The sequence below is a fragment of the Actinoplanes sp. NPDC051513 genome (assembly GCF_044454685.1).
Classification (GTDB): Bacteria; Actinomycetota; Actinomycetes; order Mycobacteriales; family Micromonosporaceae; genus Actinoplanes.
In genome coordinates, this window is the sequence record NZ_JBITDW010000002.1 from 653,432 (window position 1) to 670,654 (window position 17,223).

Consider the following 17,223-nt stretch of genomic DNA (forward strand, 5'->3'; position numbering starts at 1 on the left):
GATGAAAAGACTGGTCATTGTCGGTGACACGCTGCTCGACCGGGATGTCGACGGCGCCGTCCGCCGGATCGCGCCGGACGCTCCGGCACCGGTGCTCGACGAGGAGAGCGTCCACGAGCGCCCCGGCGGCGCCGGTCTGGCCGCGCTGCTGGCGGCCGCCGACGGGCACGAGGTCACACTGATCACCGCGATCGCCTCGGATGCCGCCGGGGCGCGGCTGAGCGAGATGCTGGCCGGCGTCGAGCTGCACGCGCTGCCGCTGCCCGGCTCGACGCCCGAGAAGGTGCGGTTGCGTGCCGGTGGCCAGGTTCTGCTGCGCCTCGACCGCGGCGGCGCCCCCGCGCCGCCGGGCGACGCGCCGCAGGCCGCGCTGGACGCGCTGCGCGACGCCAAGGCGATCCTGGTCAGCGACTACGGCCGCGGGGTCGCCCGGCATCCGGCTCTGCGGGCCGCGATCGAGGCGTCCGCCGCGCCGGTGATATGGGACCCGCATCCCCACGGCCCCACCCCGGTGCGCGACTCACGCCTGGTCACTCCCAACCTTGCCGAGGTGTGCACACTCGCCGGCGACGCCGGGGACGGCTCGACGCTCACCACCGCACAGCGCGCCGGCCACCTGCTGCGGCAGCGCTGGCGGGCCGCCGCGGTCGCGGTCACCTGCGGCCCCGGCGGCGCGGTGCTCTGTCATTCCGGCCCGACCCCGCTGGTCGTGCCCGCCCCGGCCGAAGCCGCCGGTGACACCTGCGGCGCCGGTGACCGGTTCGCCACCGCCGCGGCGCTCGCCCTGGCGGACGGCGCGCTCGTCTCCGAGGCCGTGCAGCAGGCGGTCGAGGCGGCCACCACGTTCGTCCTGGCCGGCGGTGTCTCGGCCGCCCTCGCGCCGGCCGAGCGGTCCGGGCAGGCCGGCGTGCCGGGCGGGATCGGCGAGGAGGACGCCGGCCGCCTGATCGCCGGGACGCGCGCCCGCGGCGGCGTCGTGGTCGCCACCGGCGGCTGCTTCGACCTGCTGCACACCGGCCACCTCGCCACCCTGCGAGCCGCCCGCCAACTGGGCGACTGCCTGGTCGTCTGCCTCAACAGCGACGCCTCGGTGCGCGCCCTCAAGGGCCCGGACCGCCCGCTCACCGCACAGGCCGACCGGGCCCGCCTGCTCGCCGCCCTGGACTGCGTGGACGCCGTCGTCATCTTCGACGAGCCCACCCCCGAGGCGGTGCTGTCCTGGCTTCGCCCCGACGTCTGGGTCAAGGGCGGCGACTACGCCGACGGCGGCCCCGAGCTGCCCGAGGCCGAGCTCGTCGCGCGCTGGGGCGGCCAGACCGTGATCGTGCCGTACCTGGACGGACGCTCCACGACCAGAACCATCGCCGCGGCCCGTAGTGGGAGGTAACAGAACATGGAAGCAGTGCTGATCACCGGCGGTTCGAGCGGCCTCGGCGCCGCCGTCGCCGACGCGGTTCTCAAACAGGGCGGCCGGCCGATCGTCGTCGACCGGAAGCGGCCCGCCGACGGCCTGGACTGGGTCGAGTGCGACCTCGCGGACACCCGCGCCGCCGAGGACGCCACCCGCCGCGCGATCGAGCGGGCCGGTGGCCGCCTCGACGGCGTGGTCACCGCGGCCGGTTTCGACGTGCCCGGCGCCCTCGCCGACATCCCGGCCGAGGTGTGGGAGCGGATCGTCACCGTCGACCTGCTCGCCACCGCCGCGGTCATCCGCGCGGCGCTGCCCACGCTCGAGCAGACCCACGGCAGCGTCGTCACCGTGGCGTCCACACTGGGCATCAAGGCGGTCGGCGAAGCCACGGCGTACTGCGCCGCGAAGTTCGGCGTCGTCGGCTTCACGCGGTCGCTCGCCGCCGAGCTGGCCGGCCGGGTCAACGTCACCCTGCTGATCCCCGGCGGGATGCGCACGAGGTTCTTCGACGACCGCGACGAGCAGTACAAGCCCGGCCCGGACGCGTCGCTCAACGAGCCGGCCGACACCGCCGCCGCGGTCGTCTTCGCGCTGAGCCAGCCACCCGGCTGCTCGGTCCGCGAGCTGGTCGTCGCGTCGGAGCGGGAGACGTCGTACCCGTGATCCTCGTCCTCCGCGCGCTCGGCGTCGGCGACCTCCTCACCGGCGTGCCCGCCCTGCGCGGCCTGCGGGCCGCCTTCCCCGGCGAGCCGATCGCCCTCGCGGCCCCCGCATGGCTGACGCCGCTGATCGACCTGATCGGCGGCGTCGGCCGGGTCGTGCCCACCGACGGGCTGGTCCCGCGCCGCTGGCACATCGAGCCGCCGCGGCTGGCGGTCAACCTGCACGGGCGTGGCCCCGAGTCGCACCTCCTGCTGCACGCCGCGGCCCCCGGCCGGCTGTGGGCCTTCGACAACGCCGACGCCGGCCACCTCGGCGGTCCCGAGTGGATCGAGGAGGAGCATGAGGTCGGCCGCTGGTGCCGTCTGCTGCGCCACTACGGCGTGACCTGCGACGAGACCGACCTGTCGCTGGCGGTTCCGGGTCTCGCCGTGCCGCGCGGCGTGACGATCGTTCATCCGGGCGCGAAGGTTCCGGCGCGTCGCTGGCCGGCCGACCGCTTCGCGGCCGTCGCGCGGCAACTCCGCCAGGCGGGACACCGAGTGGTGATCACCGGTTCCGCTTCCGAGCGGGATCTGCGCGTACGGGTGGCGGAGCGCGCCGGCCTGCCCGCGTCGTCGCTGCCGCCGACCGGCCTGGCCGAGCTGGCGGCGCTGGTCGCCCACGCCCGCCTCGTGATCAGCGGGGACACCGGGATCGCGCACCTGGCGACCGCGTACGGGACGCCGTCGGTCACCCTGTTCGGCCCGATGTCGCCGGCGCGCTGGGGACCGCCGCACCGCCCGTACCACCGCCCGATCTGGCACGGCGCCAGGAGCGAGCCGGGCGACCGGCCCGGCCCCGGCGTGCATCCCGCCCTGCTCGCCGTCGGCGAGAACGAGGTGCTCGACGCGGTCGCGGAGCTGTCCGGCGCGACCCGGACCGGGCGTCTCAGCGGCTCGCCGGCTCGCCTTCGGCCTGCTCGTCCTCCTCCTCGGCGTCCTCGTCGATCCAGTTGTGCCGGTACCACGGGATGCCGGCCCAGAAGATCAGGAAGAACACCGCCGTCGCGCCGCCCAGCAGCAGGGCCATCGGCCGGCTGAGCATGAAGTCGACGATGAGGAAGACGCTGGCGACCATCGAGATCAGCAGGAACGCGAGACCGCCGCTGGCCATCCGGTGGGCGTACCGGACCAGCTCGGGCTTGCGGCCCTGGCGGAACAGCGCGCGGTGGAACGCGACCGGCGCGATGATCATCGCGGTGGAGGCCGCGGCGGCCAGCAGCGCGACGACGTACACGTCCTTCTGGAACGCGGTGGTGCGCGGGAACCCGTTGCTGAACGGCAGGGTCAGAAGGAACGCGAACAGGATCTGGATGCCGGTCTGGGCGACCCGCAGCTCCTGCAGCAGATCGGCGAAGTTGCGGTCCCAGCGGTGCTTCTCGTCCTCATATCGGATGCGGCGTTTCTCCGGGGTCATGCCGCTCGGGAATGCCCATTTCAATGATCATCGAAACGCCGTACGACCAACAGCGCCACGTCGTCGGTGGGGCGATCGAGGTCCATGATCGTCATGATCGTGGCGCACAGCGTCTCGGCCGTTTCGGCCGGCTCGGCCGTCACCGCCGCGGTCAGCCGCTGAACGCCGATGTCGATGAGCTCGCCGCGCCGCTCGACCAGGCCGTCGGTGAAGAACGCGAGCGCCGCCCCCGGTGGCAGCTCGATCGTGGTGGCGCGGCGCGGGCGGTGCCGGATGTCGACGCCCAGCGGCGGGTCGGCCGGCAGCCGCACCGCCGTGGCCGGCGCGCCGGGCAGGGCCAGCACCGGCGGCAGGTGGCCGGCCGTGGAGATCCGGACCGTGCCGCGGTCCGGCGAGATCATGGCGTACAGCGCGGTGGTGAGGCTGCCCGCCTCGAAATGCCGGACCTTGCGGTCGAGCAGGCTGAGGGCCTCGGCCGGATCGTCGGTGATCAGCGTGTACGCCCGCAGCGCGCTGCGCACCCGGCCCATCACGACCGCCGAGGCCAGGCCGTGCCCCGACACGTCGCCGATCACCACGCCCAGCCAGCCGGACGGCAGCGTGAACACGTCGTACCAGTCGCCGCCGATGCCGAACTCGTGGCCGGGCACGTAGCGGGCGGCGAGATCGACGCCGGGCACCTGGGGCAGCGTGCTCGGCAGCAGGCTGCGCTGCAGGGCGAGGGCGGCCGCCTGCTCCAGCTTCTGGCTGCGGATCTGCCCGGCGGCGCCGGCCCGGTCGGCGGCCAGCTCGAGCAGCTGGATGTCGTCGGCGCCGAACTCGTACGGGGTGAGCATGCCGACGTGCAGCACCCCGATCACGTTGCCGGCGGCGAGGATCGGGACGCCGAGCAGCGAGCGCAGGCCCTTCTCGAGCAGGATCGGGTTGAGCACGTCCGCGGGCGTCACCTCGGCGAGCACGACCGGCCGCCCGGTCGCCGCTACCCGGCCGGCGAAACCCCGCCCGATCGGGATACGCACGCCCTGGCGTACCTCTTCTTCGAGGCCCTTGGCCGCGGTGGCGACGAGTTGTCGTGAGTGCGGGTCGAGCAGCAGGATCGCCGCGGTGTCGGCGCCGAGCAGATCGCGTACGCGTTCGAGCAGCTCATCGAGCATGTCGGAGGTGTCAAGCCGGGACAGCGTGGCGTCGGTGATCGCCTCGAGACGGCGCAGGCGCTCATCGTCCCGCATGCTGTCGACGCCCATGGGGTACAACCTACTCAAGATTCGTCGGAGAGCAGGTCACGCACCGCCCGTTCGGTATCGTGCTCGACTGTCTCGCCGTCCGCATAGCGGTCTATCACCCGCGGATCCACATACGACGCCCGGGCCACCGCGGGCGTGTTGCCGAGCATGCCGGCGACCTCCTTCATGGCGTGGGCGACGGCCTTCTTGCGCTTGGCCTCGGTCGGTTGCGGACCGGCCACGGCGAGCTCCACGGCCGCCTTGACGGTGCCGTGCCACGTGCGGAAATCCTTCGCCGTCATCCGCTCCCCACTGATCTCCTCGAGATAGTCGTTGATCATTGCGGCGTCGACGTTGCGCCACGCCCGAAGGTGCGGGTCCCAGTACGCGAACAGCCGCTCCTCGCCGCGGCGGCGTTTCTTGAGGGCGGTCAGCACGGCGCACACCTCGCCGTCCTCGACCCTGCCGCTGTGGTCGACGCCCGATTTGCCGGGGAATTGGAGCAATGCACAGCCGCCGCGTGTCCGTACATGCGCGGGACGCAGCGTGGACAGTCCGAAAGAGGGGTCCTCGTCCCGCGCGGCGTACTCCTCGCTGCCGATCCGGAACATGCCCATGTCGAGGATGCTGACGACGGCGGCGAGCACGCGATCTTTCGCCAGTCCGCGGCCGGTGGTGAGGTCGGCCTGCAGGCGGCGGCGCACGCGTGGCAGGCGAGCTGCGATTTCGCGTACGCGGCGGAATTTCTCCTCGTCGCGACCGGTACGCCAGTCCGGGTGGTAGAGGTACTGCTTGCGCCCGGCCGCGTCGACGCCGGTGGCCTGGATATGACCGCGCGGATCCGGCGATATCCACACATCTCGCCAGGCCGGCGGGATGACCAGACCCCGGATGCGCTCGATCGTCGTGGCGTCGGTGACCCGGGCGCCGTCCGCGCCCAGGTAGGTGAAGCCGCGGCCGGACCGGCGGCGGGACAGGCCCGCCTTCGTCAGATCGCTGCGTCGCAGGCGCACCACGCGTTCCTCCAGCACCATCCAGGGGGCCGACGGGATGCCCCGGGACGGCCCGCGGCAAACCTGGGGAAGGCGCCCGGCGCCCGCTCACGCGTCGATGTCCACCAGGACCTTGCCGACCGCGCCGTCCTCCACCGCCCGGTGCGCGTCGGCGGTGCGGCCGAGCGGGAAGCGGACCAGCGGCAGCCCGTGCTCCTCGCCGACCGGGAGGGCGCCGTCGCGGACGGCGGCGGACACGTCCTCGGCGCCCGCGGCGAGCGCCTCGTCGCCCACCGTATAGAGCACGAGGAACTGGAACCGGGTGTTGATCATCATGTTCTGCCGCACGTCGAGCTCGACCGGCTTGCCGCCGTCGTTGGCGTAGGTCGCGATCGTGCCGCGCGTGCGCAGCACGGCCAGGTCGAGCGCGAGGTTCGCGCCGAGCGCCACCTCGGCGACGATGTCGACGCCGTCCGGGGCGATCGCGCGGATCTCGGCGGCCGGGTCGCCTTCGCGGTAGTTGATGACGTGGTGGGCGCCGGCGGCGGCCGCCAGCCGTGCCTTCTCGGGCCCGCTGATCGTGCTGATCACGGTGGCGCCGGCCCAGCGGGCGAGCTGGATGGCCGCGTGCCCGACCGCCCCGGCGCCGCCCGCGACGAGCACCACCTTGCCGTCGAGCGCGCCCGGTCGCAGCCGGCGCGGCCGGTCCTCGGCGACGGTGAGCGCGCGGTGCGCGGTGAGCGCCGGGACGCCCAGCGACGCGCCGACGTCGAAGCCGGCCTCGTCGGCCAGCGGCGCCGCCCGCCCGGCGGGCACGACGGTGAGCTCGGCGGCGGTGCCGCCGGCCAGTCCCGCGCCGGCCAGGTACAGCCAGACCCGCTGCCCGACCCGCCCCTGGTCGACCCCGGCCCCGACGGCGTCGATCACCCCGGCGCCGTCGAGCTGCGGAATGACCTCGGCGTGCTGCTTGGGGTTGGTGGCGCCGGACCGGGTCTTCCAGTCGGTGGGGTTGACCCCGGAGACGGCCAATCGGACCCGGACCTCGCCGGGGCCGGGAGTGGGCGCGTCGCGATCGACGAGCTCGAGTACGTCGGGGCCGCCGTTGTCGCGGTAGATGATGGCCTTCATGGATCGACCCTACGACCTCCGTCAGTGGCCGATCAGGATCAGGGCGGGAAGACCGGGGGGCATGGCGAACGCGTAACCATCCTGTTACGCTTCCCGGCGTGGACGAGGTGGCGGGCGCGATCGCCGATCCGGTGCGGCGGGAGATCCTGCTGATGCTGCGCGACGAGCCGCTCTCGGCGGGCCAGATCGCCGGCCGGTTCGCGATCAGCCGGCCGGCGATCAGCCGGCACCTGCGCGTGTTGCGCGAGGCCGGCCTGGTCCGCGACTCGGCCGACGGGCGCCGGCGGGTCTACGCGCTGGAAACCGCGCCGCTCGCCGATCTGGCCGGCTGGCTCGAGCGGCTGACGCGGCCGTCCGGCTGGCAGCACCGCCTCGACACGCTCGAGACCGAGGTCTACCGCACCCGCCGCGAGCGGCTCCGGGCCGCCGGGCGCAACCACTCCCAGGAGGAGATCGCATGAGCCCGACACCGACCGGCCGCCTGTTCGGCGACGACCTCGTGCTGACCCGCACGTTCCGCGCCCCGATCGCCGACGTCTGGGCGAGCCTCACCGACCCGGAGCGCACCGCGCGCTGGTTCGGCCGGTGGGAGGGCGACGCGGCGCCGGGGCGCACGATCAAGGTGCAGATGGCGCAGGAGGAGGGCAAGCCCTGGATGGACATGACGGTCGACGCGTGTGAGGCGCCGAGCCGGCTCGCGCTCTCCGCCGGGGAGGAGCCCGACCGCTGGCGCCTCGACCTGACTCTCGCCGAGAGCGCGGGCGTGACCGAGCTGCGGTTCACGCAGCACCTGACCACCAAGGACGGCGTCGGCGAGGTCGGACCGGGCTGGGAGTTCTACCTGGACGCCCTCGTGGCCGCCCGCGACGGCCTGCCGATGCCGGGCTTCGACGACTACTACCCGTCGATGAAGGAGCATTTCGAAGCGCAGCGGTAAGTCATTCGCCGGCGCGCAGCAGGTCGCCCAGGCCTCGGCGGCGCCGCACCGCCGCCTCGGCCGCCACCACGACGACCAGCGCGACCAGCAGCCCGACGGCCATCACCCCGAGCAGCCACCACGGCACGACCGTCACCGGCGAGTCCGACTGCCCGGTGATCAGGCTGAGCGAGAGCGCCCCGAAACTGAGCCACACCAGCAACACCCCGAGCAGCGGCCCGAACACCGCCGCCGCCAGCACCGGCGGCAGCAGCTCACCGGCCGCCACCCGCTGCGTGTCGCGCGGACGCAACCCGAGCGTGCGCAGCCGTGCCAGCGTCCGCCACCGCTCGGGCGCGGTGGCCGCCGCGCCCAGCGCCAACCCCAGCAGCCCCAGCAGCAGCAATGTCACCGCCGTCGCCAGGTCGAGCGCGATCAGCCCGGCCGTCAGCGCCGACGAGCGCCGCGCCGAGAGCACGTCGGCCCGCAGCACCGGATGCCCGCCGGCCGCTACGGCGTTCACCGCGCGAGCCGCGCCGGGCCCGGTGGCCCAGATCGTGTCCGGCTCGCTCGGCAGCGCCGAGGCGTCGACCACCACGACGTCACCGAGGTTGTCGATCTCGGGAGCGGCGCCGATCGCGGTCAGCTCGATCGACTTGTCAGGGTCGTCGACGCCGTAGCCGCTGATGCCCATGATGTCGGCGTCGTCGCCCAGGTAGAGCCGCAGCGACTGGCCGGGCCGCAGGCTGCCGTCGGCGGTGCGGACGAGAGCGCCGCCCGAGGCGAGCCGGGACAGCTCCGGCGCGTCCGGCAGCGGCGTCTCGCTCAGCAGGCGCTGGAACGCCGCCGCGTCGACGATCACGAGGCTGGGGGTGACCGAGGTGTCGTTCGTGACGACCCGTACGCCGGCGATGACCTCGCCCGCGACGGCGGCCGTCACGCCCGGCGACGCGGCGATCTTCGCGGCCAGCGAGGATGCGGACCCGGTGGCGTCGGGCGACACGTCGAGGCGTGCGTCGGCGCCGACCGTGTGCCAGGCGCCGTCATCGAGCCCCTGCGAGATGGTCGCGGAGAGGGTGACCGCGAACGACGCCAGCGCCGTGGTGGTGGTCAGCACCAGCAGCGGCAGCACCCGGGTGGCCGTGGACGCGGCCTGCGCGGCGCCGAACACCGCGAGCGGCCGCCGCGACCGCAGGGCCTGCCGCAGCGCCAGCCCGGTGCCGGCCGGCATCAGCCGCAGCAGCAGGAGCGTGCCGGCGACGGCGCCGAGGGCGGGCGCGGTGGCGGGCAGCGCCGAGTCGCCGACGCCGCGCTGCCGCAGCGACACGATCGCGCCGGCCGCCGCGAGGACGATGGCGGCGTCGAGCGCCGCCCGTCGTAACTGGGCGGTGCGTTGCTGCCAGCGGCGGGCGGCACGGTTCGCGGGCGTACGCCGGTCGCGCGTGGCCCGGGCGGCCGCGACCGTCCCGAAGCCCGGCCCCGCCAGGATCGCGCACGCGGCTACCGGCCAGACCCAGGCGACCGCCGCGCTCCCGGCGACCGCCAAGGCGAGGAGCACCCCGATGGCTGCGGCCGGCACGGTCACCGCCACCGACTCGATCAGCAACTCGGACGCGAGGCCGGGCAGCGACGCCCCGCGCTGCCGTGCCGCGGTGAGCGCCACCGAGCGCCGCCGCGTCAGCAGGTCGGCGGCGAGCAGCAGCACCAGCACGCCCCCGGTCAGCACGGCGATGAGCAGCACCGACGCCTGCGCGGTGGCCGCATCGACCTGTTCGCGGACCTTGCGCAGCACCCCGTCGAGCTGGGTCTGCCACTTGAGCGAGTCGTCGCGCTCGGCCGACGACGCCGACTCGGCCTTGAGCGTGGTGACGGTCGCGGCGAGCCGCTGCGCGGACTCCCAGGTGAGCCGGTCGGGCTCGGCCGAGAACCAGACCGTGCGCCGCAGCTGGTCCTGCAACGTGGCGAGCCGCGCGTCGGGCAGCGAGTCGTCCGAGAGCAGACCGCCGAGCCGGGTGGTCCCGGCCCCGTCGAGCCCCAGGGCGGGCCGCAGCACCCATGGCGTCCGCTGCCAGGCGGGGTCGGCGGTGTCGACCGGTTTGAAGATGCCGCTGACCTTCACGTTGTACTTGTTGCGCTGCTCGTCCTGCAGTGGGATGTGGTCGCCGGGGCGCATCTTGAGCGCGGCCGCCTCCGCCTCGGAGAGCCCGACCTGCACCTCCCACGGCGCGCCGTTGAGCGCGATCTCCTGGTTGCCCTCGACCGTGGCCTTCGGCGCGCCGCCGGCGACCCAGGTCACCGCCGGGCCGTCGTCGCCGCTGCGCAGGTAGGCGAGCAGGAAGTGCCGCTGCACGCTGCCGTCGGTGACCACCAGGGAGAGGCTGGTGACGGTGGTGACCGGTGGCCGCAGCGCGGCGCGCAGACCGGGGTCCAGCGTCGACTCGGCCCGAGAGCGCAGGCCCGCGACGTCCTCGGCGAGGCCGGCGTTTCGCAGGCGTCCGCCGTTGGGCCCGTAGTCGTCCTCCCACCGGGCGTCGACCCGCACGGCGGACTCGTCGGGCGCCTCCCGGATCGCGTCCCGGGCGGCGTCGTCGGCGGTGGCCCGCAGCAGCGGCGGCACCGCGGCCGCGAGCAGGCTGATCGCCGCCACCACGATGGCGACCAGCAGCAGCGGACCCGCGTCGGCGCGCGCCCGCCCGCGAACGCTGGGCCAATGCAGAACCGGGAGGAATTTCACGAGGCCACCCGCAGATGGGCGGCGTCGGCCCGGCGGGCCTGCACGGTGACGACCGCCGCGACCGCCAGCGCGGTCCCGGCGACGAGCAGCGCCAGCAGCAGTGTCTCGGCGAGCCACGGCCAGTGCGCCACCGCGGCCGGCACCGGCGCCGCCCCGGTGTCCGAGCGGATCATCAGGGGCGCGACCACCCAGGTGGCGAGGGCTCCGACCGCCGCGCCCGCCGCGAGCAGCGGCAGCAGCACCGCGGCGTGCTCGCCGAGCAGCGCCCGGCGGATGTCGCGGCGGGACATGCCCAGTCCGCGCAGCCGCGCCACCTCGAGCGCCCGGATCTGCACGTCGCAGGTCACGTGCAGCATCACCCCGCCGAGCAGCAGCACGACCGCGGCGGCGACCAGCACCCGCAGCACCGCCGGCAGCGAAGCGCGCAGCGGGCTGCCGGTGAGCCGCTCGGTCTCGCTCGCCCGGGTGGTGATCGCGCCGAGGTGCAGCCCGTCGAGGCGCTGCTGCGCGTCCGCCCGCGGGTCGCCGACCCACCAGGCGCTGACCGGGGAGTCGAGGTCGCCACGGACGATCAGGGCGCGGGAGAGCGCGTCGACGTCGGCGAGGGCCGCGGCGGCGCCGGGCGCGGACGGCACGGTCGGCACGATCTCGGTGACCACCGTGTTCACCGGCGTGACGCCGAAGGTGAGGCTGAGCTTGCTGCCGGCCTTCGCGCCGACGTCGCGGGCGAGCGCGGCCGACACCGCGATCGGCACCGGGCCCGGGTCGGCGAAGGCCGTGGCGACCAGCGTTCGGCTGGCGTCGGCCGGGTCGGCGAACTGCACGGTGCCGGTCATCCGGATCCGGTCCCCGGAGACGCTGACCTTGGGGTCGGTGAGCTGGTGCGACTCGGGGGAAGCGGCTCGCGCGGTCCACTGTGGTGAGTTGCCGCGCACGCCGGGGAGGGTCATCGTGGCGTCGACGTCGCTGATCGCGTTCCAGTCGAAGGGGACGCCGCTGATCGGCAGGGCCACGGCGATCAGCCGCAGGCCCGGGATCGGCACGCAGCCAGGCACCCGGTGCGGGCGGCCGTCGAGCGGGAGGCCGGGCCCGGAGCAGGACGTGCGCAGCCCGGTCTCGTCCTCGAGGAGCAGCCAGGGTGTGACCGAGACCGCAGCCTTGCCGGTCGCCGTGCCGGAGACCACGGGGGTGGCGCCCTGGGGCAGCGCGAGGCCGGCCACCGGCGTGGCCGGGCTGAGCGGCTTCGCGACCTGCGGCCAGGTGCGGTCGCCGTCGGCGCGCCCGCGCAGCAGGCCGGCCGCGTTCCGGGTGTCGACGGCGACCAGCTGCGGCGACGCGTCCGGCCCGCCGAGCCACTGGCCGACGGCGATGCTGTGCTCGGCGACCGGGCTCACCACGCCGCCGGCGGCGGACGCGACGGCGGAGCTCTGGCCGGTGACCGGCGGGGCGCCGAGCGCGATCGCGAGGTCGGTGCCGACCGAGAGGTCGGCCTGGTCGTGCTGGGAGGCGTTCCAGGTGTCGCCGAACGCGGTGCCGAACGTGGCGGCCGCGCAGCCGAGGCCGATCAGCAGCCCGGCGGCGATGGCCTGCGGGCGGCGGGCGGCCTGGAACGCGGCGAGCGGCAGCACGAGCCCGCGTCGCCGGGCGGCGAGCCGCTCGGCCCGGGCGAGCGCCGGCGGCACGAGCCGCAGGGCGAGCGCGGTCCCGGCGGTGAGCAGCAGGGCGGGGGCGAGCACGCGTACGGCGTCGGCGCGCGTGCCCGAGGCCGCGGGCTGCGTGCTCAGCTGCCACCAGCCGACCCCGGCCAGCGCCACCAGCAGCACGTCGGCGCCGGACCGGGCGAGAAGCTCGCGCCGCCGGCGCCGGTCGCCCGCGGGAATCGTGGGCCAGACCGCCAGCGAGACCAGCAGGAGCGCGAGCGCCAGCACGCCGCACGTCACGGCGAGCACCTGCACGGTGGTCACGGCCGGGCGGGCGGAGAGCCCGGCGCCGGAGAGCGGTGGCAGGTGGGTCAGCGCCGCGTGCAGCACCGACGAGGCCGGGATCGACAGCGCAGCGGCCAGCGCGGCGAGCCCGAGAGCCTCGACGGTCGCGGCCGCGGCGAACTGGCCGCGGCTGGTGCCGAGCGCCGTGAGCAGGTCGCTCTCCTCGGCGCGCACACCGGTGGCGAGCCGGCCGGCGAGGGCGAGCGCGATCGCGGTGAGCACCAGGCCGATGAGGGCGAGCGCGAGGACCGCGCCCGCCGTGAGCTCCTGCTGGGATCGGGCGCCGAGCAGGGTCTCGGGGAGCGGGGAGGTGACGCGTTCGATGCGTACGCGGTCGCCGAGCGTCCCCGCCAGTTTGCGGTCGGCCCCGAGCAGCGAGGCGGCGAGCTTGTCGAGGTCGCGGGCCCGCGGCGCGGACAGGTCGGGCCGCGCGGTGATCTCGAGCCGGTCCAGCGCCGAGCCGCCGGCCAGCAGGTCGGCGAGGTCGACCAGGAACGGCCCGTACGCCTGCACCTGGCGCCCGAACGCGCTGTCGGTGGGCGTGGGGTCGAAGCCCTCGCCGGCGAGCGGGTCGCGGTCCCAGCCCGCGTCCGGCAGCGGGTGCACCAGCCCGACCACGGTCACGTCGAGAGGCGGCGCCGGGTCGCGGGTCATCTCCTGACCGAGCCGTACCCGGCTGCCGACCTTCACGCCGAGCAGCCGCGCGGTGTTGTCGAAGAGCGCGGCCTCCAGCGGCGTGCCGGTCGTGGCGGCGTCCGCCGCGGCCCGCGGCCACCGCCCCGCGATGAGGGTGGCGCGCGAGGAGAGACCCTCGACCCCCGACAGGTACGCCTCGCGGTCGCCCGGCAGCGCGCGCATCACCGACGAGGCGCGGGTGGCCGTGGTCGCCGGGAACGGCGCGATCGCCGAGGTCAGCAAGCTGCGGGTGTCGGCGGCGACCGAGCGCGCGTCCCCGGGGGCGATGGTGACCGTGTACGCGGTGACCGCGACGTCGTCGGGGTCGGCCCGGGTTGCCGCGACCTCCACCGCCCGCTCGGAGGTGCGGGTCACCAGCAGCGCGCAGGCGCCGAGCAGCGTGGCGCCGACGGTGAGCACGGCGAGCAGGGAGGCCAGCAGCGGCCACTGCGCGCGGGCGCGCCGGGCGAGCAGCGCGATCACGGGACGAGGTGTCCGTCGGCGATCTGGATGACCCGGTCGGCGAGCGCCATCATCACCGGGTCGTGGGTGGAGACGAGCGCGGTGACGCCCTCCGACTCGACGATGCCGCGCAGCAGCGCCATCACCGACAGGCCGGTCTCGGCGTCGAGCTGCCCGGTCGGCTCGTCGGCGATGAGCAGCCGGGGCGACGCGGCGAGGGCGCGGGCGATCGCGACCCGCTGCTGCTGGCCGCCGGAGAGCTCGCCGGGCCGCTGCCGGGCGTGGTCGGCCAGCCCGACCAGCTCGAGGAGCAGCCCGACGCGGCGCTCGCGCTCGCCGGCCTCGGCGCGGGCGAGCCGCAGCGGCACGCCCACGTTCTCGGCCGCGGAGAGCACCGGGATCAGGCCGAAGGTCTGGAAGACGTACGAGACCTTCTCGCGCCGCAGCCGGGACAGGCCGTCCTCGTCGAGGCCGGTGACGTCGACCCCGTCGACGGTGACCGAGCCGGCGTCGGGGCGGTCGAGGCCGCCGATGACGTTGAGCAGGGTGGTCTTGCCGGAACCGGAGCGGCCGACCAGCGCCACCATCGTGCCCGGCTCGACCTCGAAACAGATGTCGTCGAGCGCGTGCACGGCGGCGGGTCCCGATCCGAAGGTGCGGTGCACGCCCTCGACCGTGAGAAGCGGCGCGCTCACGCGTCGGGCCGGATCGTGACGTGGTCGGGCTCGAGCGCCAGCCGCACGCGGCGGGTCAGCGCGAGCGCCTCGCGGTAGTCGGCCGGGATCTGCACGCGGCCGGCCCGGTCCATCACGGCGTACTCCTCGGCGATGACATGCTCGCCGCCGTCGTCGGCGGTGGCGGTGCGGCGCAGCACCTCGCTGCTGGTGCGGCCGTCACGGATGGCGACGGTGCGCTCCACCTGGCCGCTGACCGCGGGGTCGTGGGTGACGACGACGATGGTGACCCCCAGGTCGCGGTTGACGTCGCGCAGCGCGCCGAACACCTCGGCCGAGGTGGCGGTGTCGAGCTCGCCGGTCGGCTCGTCGGCGAGCAGCACGCGCGGCTCGTTGGCCAGCGACACGGCGATGGCGACCCGCATCTGCTGCCCGCCCGAGAGTTGCCCGGGCCGCCGGTCGGCCAGCTCGCCCACGCCGAGGGCGCCCAGCAGGTCGAGGCTGCGCTTCTGGCGGGTCGTGGCCGGCACCCGGGCCGCGGCCATCGGCAGGTCGACCATCTGCCGGGCGGTCAGGTACGGCACCAGGTTGCTCGCCGTCTGCTGCCGCACGAACCCGACGGTGTGCCGGCGGTAGCGCACCCGGTCGGCGCGGGACATCGACAGCAGGTTCCAGCGGTCGACCCGGGCGCGGCCGGCGGTCGGCGCGTCGATCCCGGCGAGGATCGACAGCAGCGTCGACTTGCCGGACCCGGAGGCGCCGACCACGGCGACCATCTCGCCGGCCTCCACGACCAGGTCGAGACCCTGCAGGGCCTGCACCTCGACCGGCCCGGACTGGTAGATGCGCACCAGGCTCTCGCAGGCGATCAGCGCCTCGGCGCCGAACTCCGGGGCGCGCGGGGGCGGGGGCGGCAGCGACAGGGGAGCGGACATCGGCGATCACCCTATACCCGCGCCGCCAACCTTGATCAAGAGTTCAGACCAGGAGCAGCTCTCGCTCCGCGACGCCGACACGTACCTTCTGGCCCCAGGACAGCTCCAGCGCGTCGGATTCGAGCCCGTCGGCGAACACGACGAGCCGCTCCGACTCGCTGATCAGCTCGACCTCCTCGCCCGCTTTCAAAGAGCCGGCGGCTTGCTGCACGCCGGTCGTCGGCGAGGGCCATGCTTCGCGTACGAACCAGCACAGCGCCCGCTCGTCCGGCGCCGGCATGGCCAGGGGTGCGGCGCGCTCGTGGGCGATGGAGGCGCACCAGCCGGTGGCGCCGGTGCCGGTGCCCACGATCAGGCCGGAGGAGGACTGGCGCTCGCGGCGACCGTCCGAAGTGGTCAGCAGGTAGCGGGCGGACTGGTGGCTCGCGTGGCCGACGTACACCTCGTTGAGGCCGTACAGCTCCTGGCCGTCGTCGAGCCGCGCCACCACCATCGTCCGCTTCTGCCCTTTTACTTCCGCCGGCCGCAGCAGGCTCGCCACCTCCGCCGCGGTGTGCCGCACGAGCACGCCGGGGTTGCGGCCGGGTTCGGGGTCGACGCCGATGACCGGCCGGCCGTCGACGTACTTCGCGACGTTCGCGACCAGGCCGTCCTGGCCGGTCGCGATCACGATGTCCTCGGGGCCGAAGAGGAACCGCGGCAGGTCGGCGCGCTCGACGTGGCCGCGCCGCCAGTCGGCCGGGATCGCGGCGCCCACCTCGGTCAGCGCGGTCCGCAGCGCCTCGTGCCGGGCGGTCACCTCGTCGAGGTCGCGGCCGCGCTGCCGCAGGAAGTAGGCGGCCGCGCCGCGGGTGCCGTGCCGGGCGAGCAACTCGTCGAGCTCGCTGCGCCGCGACACGACCACCACGCGCGGGGCCAGGGTGCTGCGGGAGGCGGGCGTGCTCATCCGAGCCGCCCGATCAGCTTGCCGAGCAGGTCGGGGGTGACGGTCAGCTCGCCGATCGCGGGCACGTGCGCGGCCAGCTCCTTGAGCGCGAGCGACTGCAGGACGGCCGGCGGGAGGTCGCGGTAGGCGGCCAGGCGCGCGGCCTCGGCCTCCGCCTCGGCCAGGCCGACGACCCGTGCTCCGGCGGCACGGGCGTCATCCCGTACGCGTGCGGCCTCTGCCTCTGACGTTGCGGCCACCGCTTGCCGCTCGGCCTCGCCGCGGGTTGCCACCAGTTGGGCCTCGGCGTGCAGCTCGGCCTCGCGCCGGGTGTTCGCGCCGCGCTGGTCGACCAGCTGCTGCTCGCGCCGGGCCAGCTCGATCTTGCTCTGCAGCTCGTTCTCGGCGATCGCCCGCTCCTGCTGCACGGCGTTGGCGCGGCGGGCATAGGTGGCCCGATCGGCGTCCTGCTGCACCTGCTCGCGGGTCGGCGTCTGCAGCGCCCGCTCCAGCTCGGGCTCGGGCCGGATCGCCACCACCCGGGCGCTCACCACGGTCACGCCGGTCTCGGTCAGCCGGGGGTCGCCGGCGAGCACGTCCGCCACCGCCTGCCGCACCGGCGCGATTCCGGTGGTCAGCGCCTCGGCGAGGGGCACCCGGGCCAGCACGTCGAGCGCCGGCTGCTGGGCGAGCTCGGCGAGCAGCGTCGCCACCTGGTCGAGCGGCTGCCCGCGCCGTCGTCCCCGGTACGGGTCGATCGAGAAGTCGAGGCGGGTCGCGGCGGCGGCCGGCTCGCTGAACCGGTACGTGACGGTGGCCTGCACGGTCACGTCGGCGAAGTCCTCGGTGCGGGCGTGGAACAGCAGTGGCAGCTCCCGGTCGTCGACCGGCACCTCGGAGAGGACCGCGGTCAGCGGCCGGTACCAGAAGGAGCGCCCGGTGCCCTGTTTCTGGAGGCGGCCGCCCTTGGTGTGGCTGACCCAGCTCGTCGGGGCGCCGCGCAGGTGCCGCAGGTGCAGTCGTCGTGTCACGTCAGCCATGTCGG

The 17,223-nt window shown here is 75.1% G+C and carries 14 protein-coding genes and 1 pseudogene; 5 read left to right on the top strand and 10 right to left on the bottom strand.

The genetic code is table 11. From position 1 onward, the window contains the following. Nucleotide 1 precedes the first annotated feature (1 nt). The 3 genes and pseudogenes from ACIA5D_RS08265 to ACIA5D_RS08275 form a co-directional block, all read left to right on the top strand. Nucleotides 2-1,387, top strand: coding sequence for a PfkB family carbohydrate kinase (locus tag ACIA5D_RS08265; protein WP_396029498.1), 1,386 nt, complete (start codon nt 2-4; stop codon nt 1,385-1,387). A 6-nt stretch (nt 1,388-1,393) separates the two neighbouring features. Then, nucleotides 1,394-2,074 carry an SDR family oxidoreductase gene (locus ACIA5D_RS08270; protein WP_396029167.1) on the top strand — a complete coding sequence of 227 codons (681 nt, stop codon included), beginning with the start codon at nt 1,394-1,396 and terminating at the stop codon, nt 2,072-2,074. Then, nucleotides 2,071-2,994 (top strand): annotated as a pseudogene (locus ACIA5D_RS08275) (glycosyltransferase family 9 protein); the annotation flags it as partial. The gene ACIA5D_RS08270 and the pseudogene ACIA5D_RS08275, both read left to right, overlap by 4 nt. Before the next feature lie 7 nt (nt 2,995-3,001). On the opposite strand, the gene ACIA5D_RS08280 reads toward ACIA5D_RS08275, so the two are convergent. The 4 genes from ACIA5D_RS08280 to ACIA5D_RS08295 form a co-directional block, all read right to left on the bottom strand. Next, complete coding sequence (locus ACIA5D_RS08280) at nt 3,002-3,529, bottom strand: DUF6328 family protein (protein ID WP_396029168.1); 528 nt, start codon at nt 3,527-3,529, stop codon at nt 3,002-3,004. A 20-nt stretch (nt 3,530-3,549) separates the two neighbouring features. Continuing rightward, nucleotides 3,550-4,773 carry a PP2C family protein-serine/threonine phosphatase gene (locus ACIA5D_RS08285; RefSeq protein ID WP_396029169.1) on the bottom strand — a complete coding sequence of 408 codons (1,224 nt, stop codon included), beginning with the start codon at nt 4,771-4,773 and terminating at the stop codon, nt 3,550-3,552. Nucleotides 4,774-4,787: 14 nt separating this feature from the next. Beyond that, the gene (locus tag ACIA5D_RS08290; RefSeq protein ID WP_396029499.1) at nt 4,788-5,765 is read right to left on the bottom strand and encodes a DNA topoisomerase IB; all 978 of its coding nucleotides are present in this window, start codon (nt 5,763-5,765) and stop codon (nt 4,788-4,790) included. Between the two features lie 87 nt (nt 5,766-5,852). Continuing rightward, nucleotides 5,853-6,872 carry an NADPH:quinone reductase gene (locus tag ACIA5D_RS08295; protein ID WP_396029170.1) on the bottom strand — a complete coding sequence of 340 codons (1,020 nt, stop codon included), beginning with the start codon at nt 6,870-6,872 and terminating at the stop codon, nt 5,853-5,855. Nucleotides 6,873-6,970: 98 nt separating this feature from the next. On the opposite strand from ACIA5D_RS08295, the gene ACIA5D_RS08300 reads away from it, so the two are divergent. Further along, a complete protein-coding gene (locus tag ACIA5D_RS08300; RefSeq protein WP_396029171.1) occupies nt 6,971-7,333 on the top strand; it encodes a metalloregulator ArsR/SmtB family transcription factor in 363 nt (120 codons plus the stop codon). Then, entirely contained in the window at nt 7,330-7,809 is a 480-nt protein-coding gene (locus tag ACIA5D_RS08305; RefSeq protein ID WP_396029172.1) for an SRPBCC family protein, read from the top strand. The genes ACIA5D_RS08300 and ACIA5D_RS08305 overlap by 4 nt, the downstream gene beginning before the upstream one ends. A gap of 1 nt (nt 7,810) precedes the next feature. Here ACIA5D_RS08305 and ACIA5D_RS08310 read toward each other — a convergent pair whose 3' ends face one another. From ACIA5D_RS08310 to ACIA5D_RS08335, 6 genes are read right to left on the bottom strand one after another with little or no spacing between them, the layout of a single operon-like run. Then, nucleotides 7,811-10,522 (bottom strand): FtsX-like permease family protein, encoded by a 2,712-nt coding sequence (locus ACIA5D_RS08310; protein WP_396029173.1) that lies wholly within the window; start codon nt 10,520-10,522, stop codon nt 7,811-7,813. After that, on the bottom strand, nt 10,519-13,665 hold the full coding sequence (locus ACIA5D_RS08315; protein ID WP_396029174.1) for an FtsX-like permease family protein: 3,147 nt from the start codon (nt 13,663-13,665) through the stop codon (nt 10,519-10,521). The genes ACIA5D_RS08310 and ACIA5D_RS08315 overlap by 4 nt, the downstream gene beginning before the upstream one ends. Further along, nucleotides 13,662-14,339 carry an ABC transporter ATP-binding protein gene (locus ACIA5D_RS08320; RefSeq protein WP_396029175.1) on the bottom strand — a complete coding sequence of 226 codons (678 nt, stop codon included), beginning with the start codon at nt 14,337-14,339 and terminating at the stop codon, nt 13,662-13,664. Before ACIA5D_RS08320 ends, ACIA5D_RS08315 begins: the two co-directional genes overlap by 4 nt. Next, nucleotides 14,336-15,253, bottom strand: coding sequence for an ABC transporter ATP-binding protein (locus ACIA5D_RS08325; protein ID WP_396029176.1), 918 nt, complete (start codon nt 15,251-15,253; stop codon nt 14,336-14,338). Before ACIA5D_RS08325 ends, ACIA5D_RS08320 begins: the two co-directional genes overlap by 4 nt. Before the next feature lie 43 nt (nt 15,254-15,296). Continuing rightward, nucleotides 15,297-16,199 (bottom strand): hypothetical protein, encoded by a 903-nt coding sequence (locus ACIA5D_RS08330; protein ID WP_396029177.1) that lies wholly within the window; start codon nt 16,197-16,199, stop codon nt 15,297-15,299. Then, on the bottom strand, nt 16,196-17,218 hold the full coding sequence (locus ACIA5D_RS08335) for an SPFH domain-containing protein (RefSeq protein WP_396029178.1): 1,023 nt from the start codon (nt 17,216-17,218) through the stop codon (nt 16,196-16,198). The genes ACIA5D_RS08330 and ACIA5D_RS08335 overlap by 4 nt, the downstream gene beginning before the upstream one ends. Nucleotides 17,219-17,223: the final 5 nt, after the last annotated feature.

Excerpts from the sequence above, each read along its gene's own strand:
- ACIA5D_RS08295 (WP_396029170.1), bottom strand. The coding sequence starts at position 6,872 with ATGAAGGCCATCATCTACCGCGACAACGGCGGCCCCGACGTACTCGAG.
- ACIA5D_RS08270 (WP_396029167.1), top strand. The coding sequence starts at position 1,394 with ATGGAAGCAGTGCTGATCACCGGCGGTTCGAGCGGCCTCGGCGCCGCC.
- ACIA5D_RS08305 (WP_396029172.1), top strand. The coding sequence starts at position 7,330 with ATGAGCCCGACACCGACCGGCCGCCTGTTCGGCGACGACCTCGTGCTG.
- ACIA5D_RS08280 (WP_396029168.1), bottom strand. The coding sequence starts at position 3,529 with ATGACCCCGGAGAAACGCCGCATCCGATATGAGGACGAGAAGCACCGC.
- ACIA5D_RS08285 (WP_396029169.1), bottom strand. The coding sequence starts at position 4,773 with ATGGGCGTCGACAGCATGCGGGACGATGAGCGCCTGCGCCGTCTCGAG.
- ACIA5D_RS08335 (WP_396029178.1), bottom strand. The coding sequence starts at position 17,218 with ATGGCTGACGTGACACGACGACTGCACCTGCGGCACCTGCGCGGCGCC.
- ACIA5D_RS08325 (WP_396029176.1), bottom strand. The coding sequence starts at position 15,253 with ATGTCCGCTCCCCTGTCGCTGCCGCCCCCGCCCCCGCGCGCCCCGGAG.
- ACIA5D_RS08265 (WP_396029498.1), top strand. The coding sequence starts at position 2 with ATGAAAAGACTGGTCATTGTCGGTGACACGCTGCTCGACCGGGATGTC.
- ACIA5D_RS08330 (WP_396029177.1), bottom strand. The coding sequence starts at position 16,199 with ATGAGCACGCCCGCCTCCCGCAGCACCCTGGCCCCGCGCGTGGTGGTC.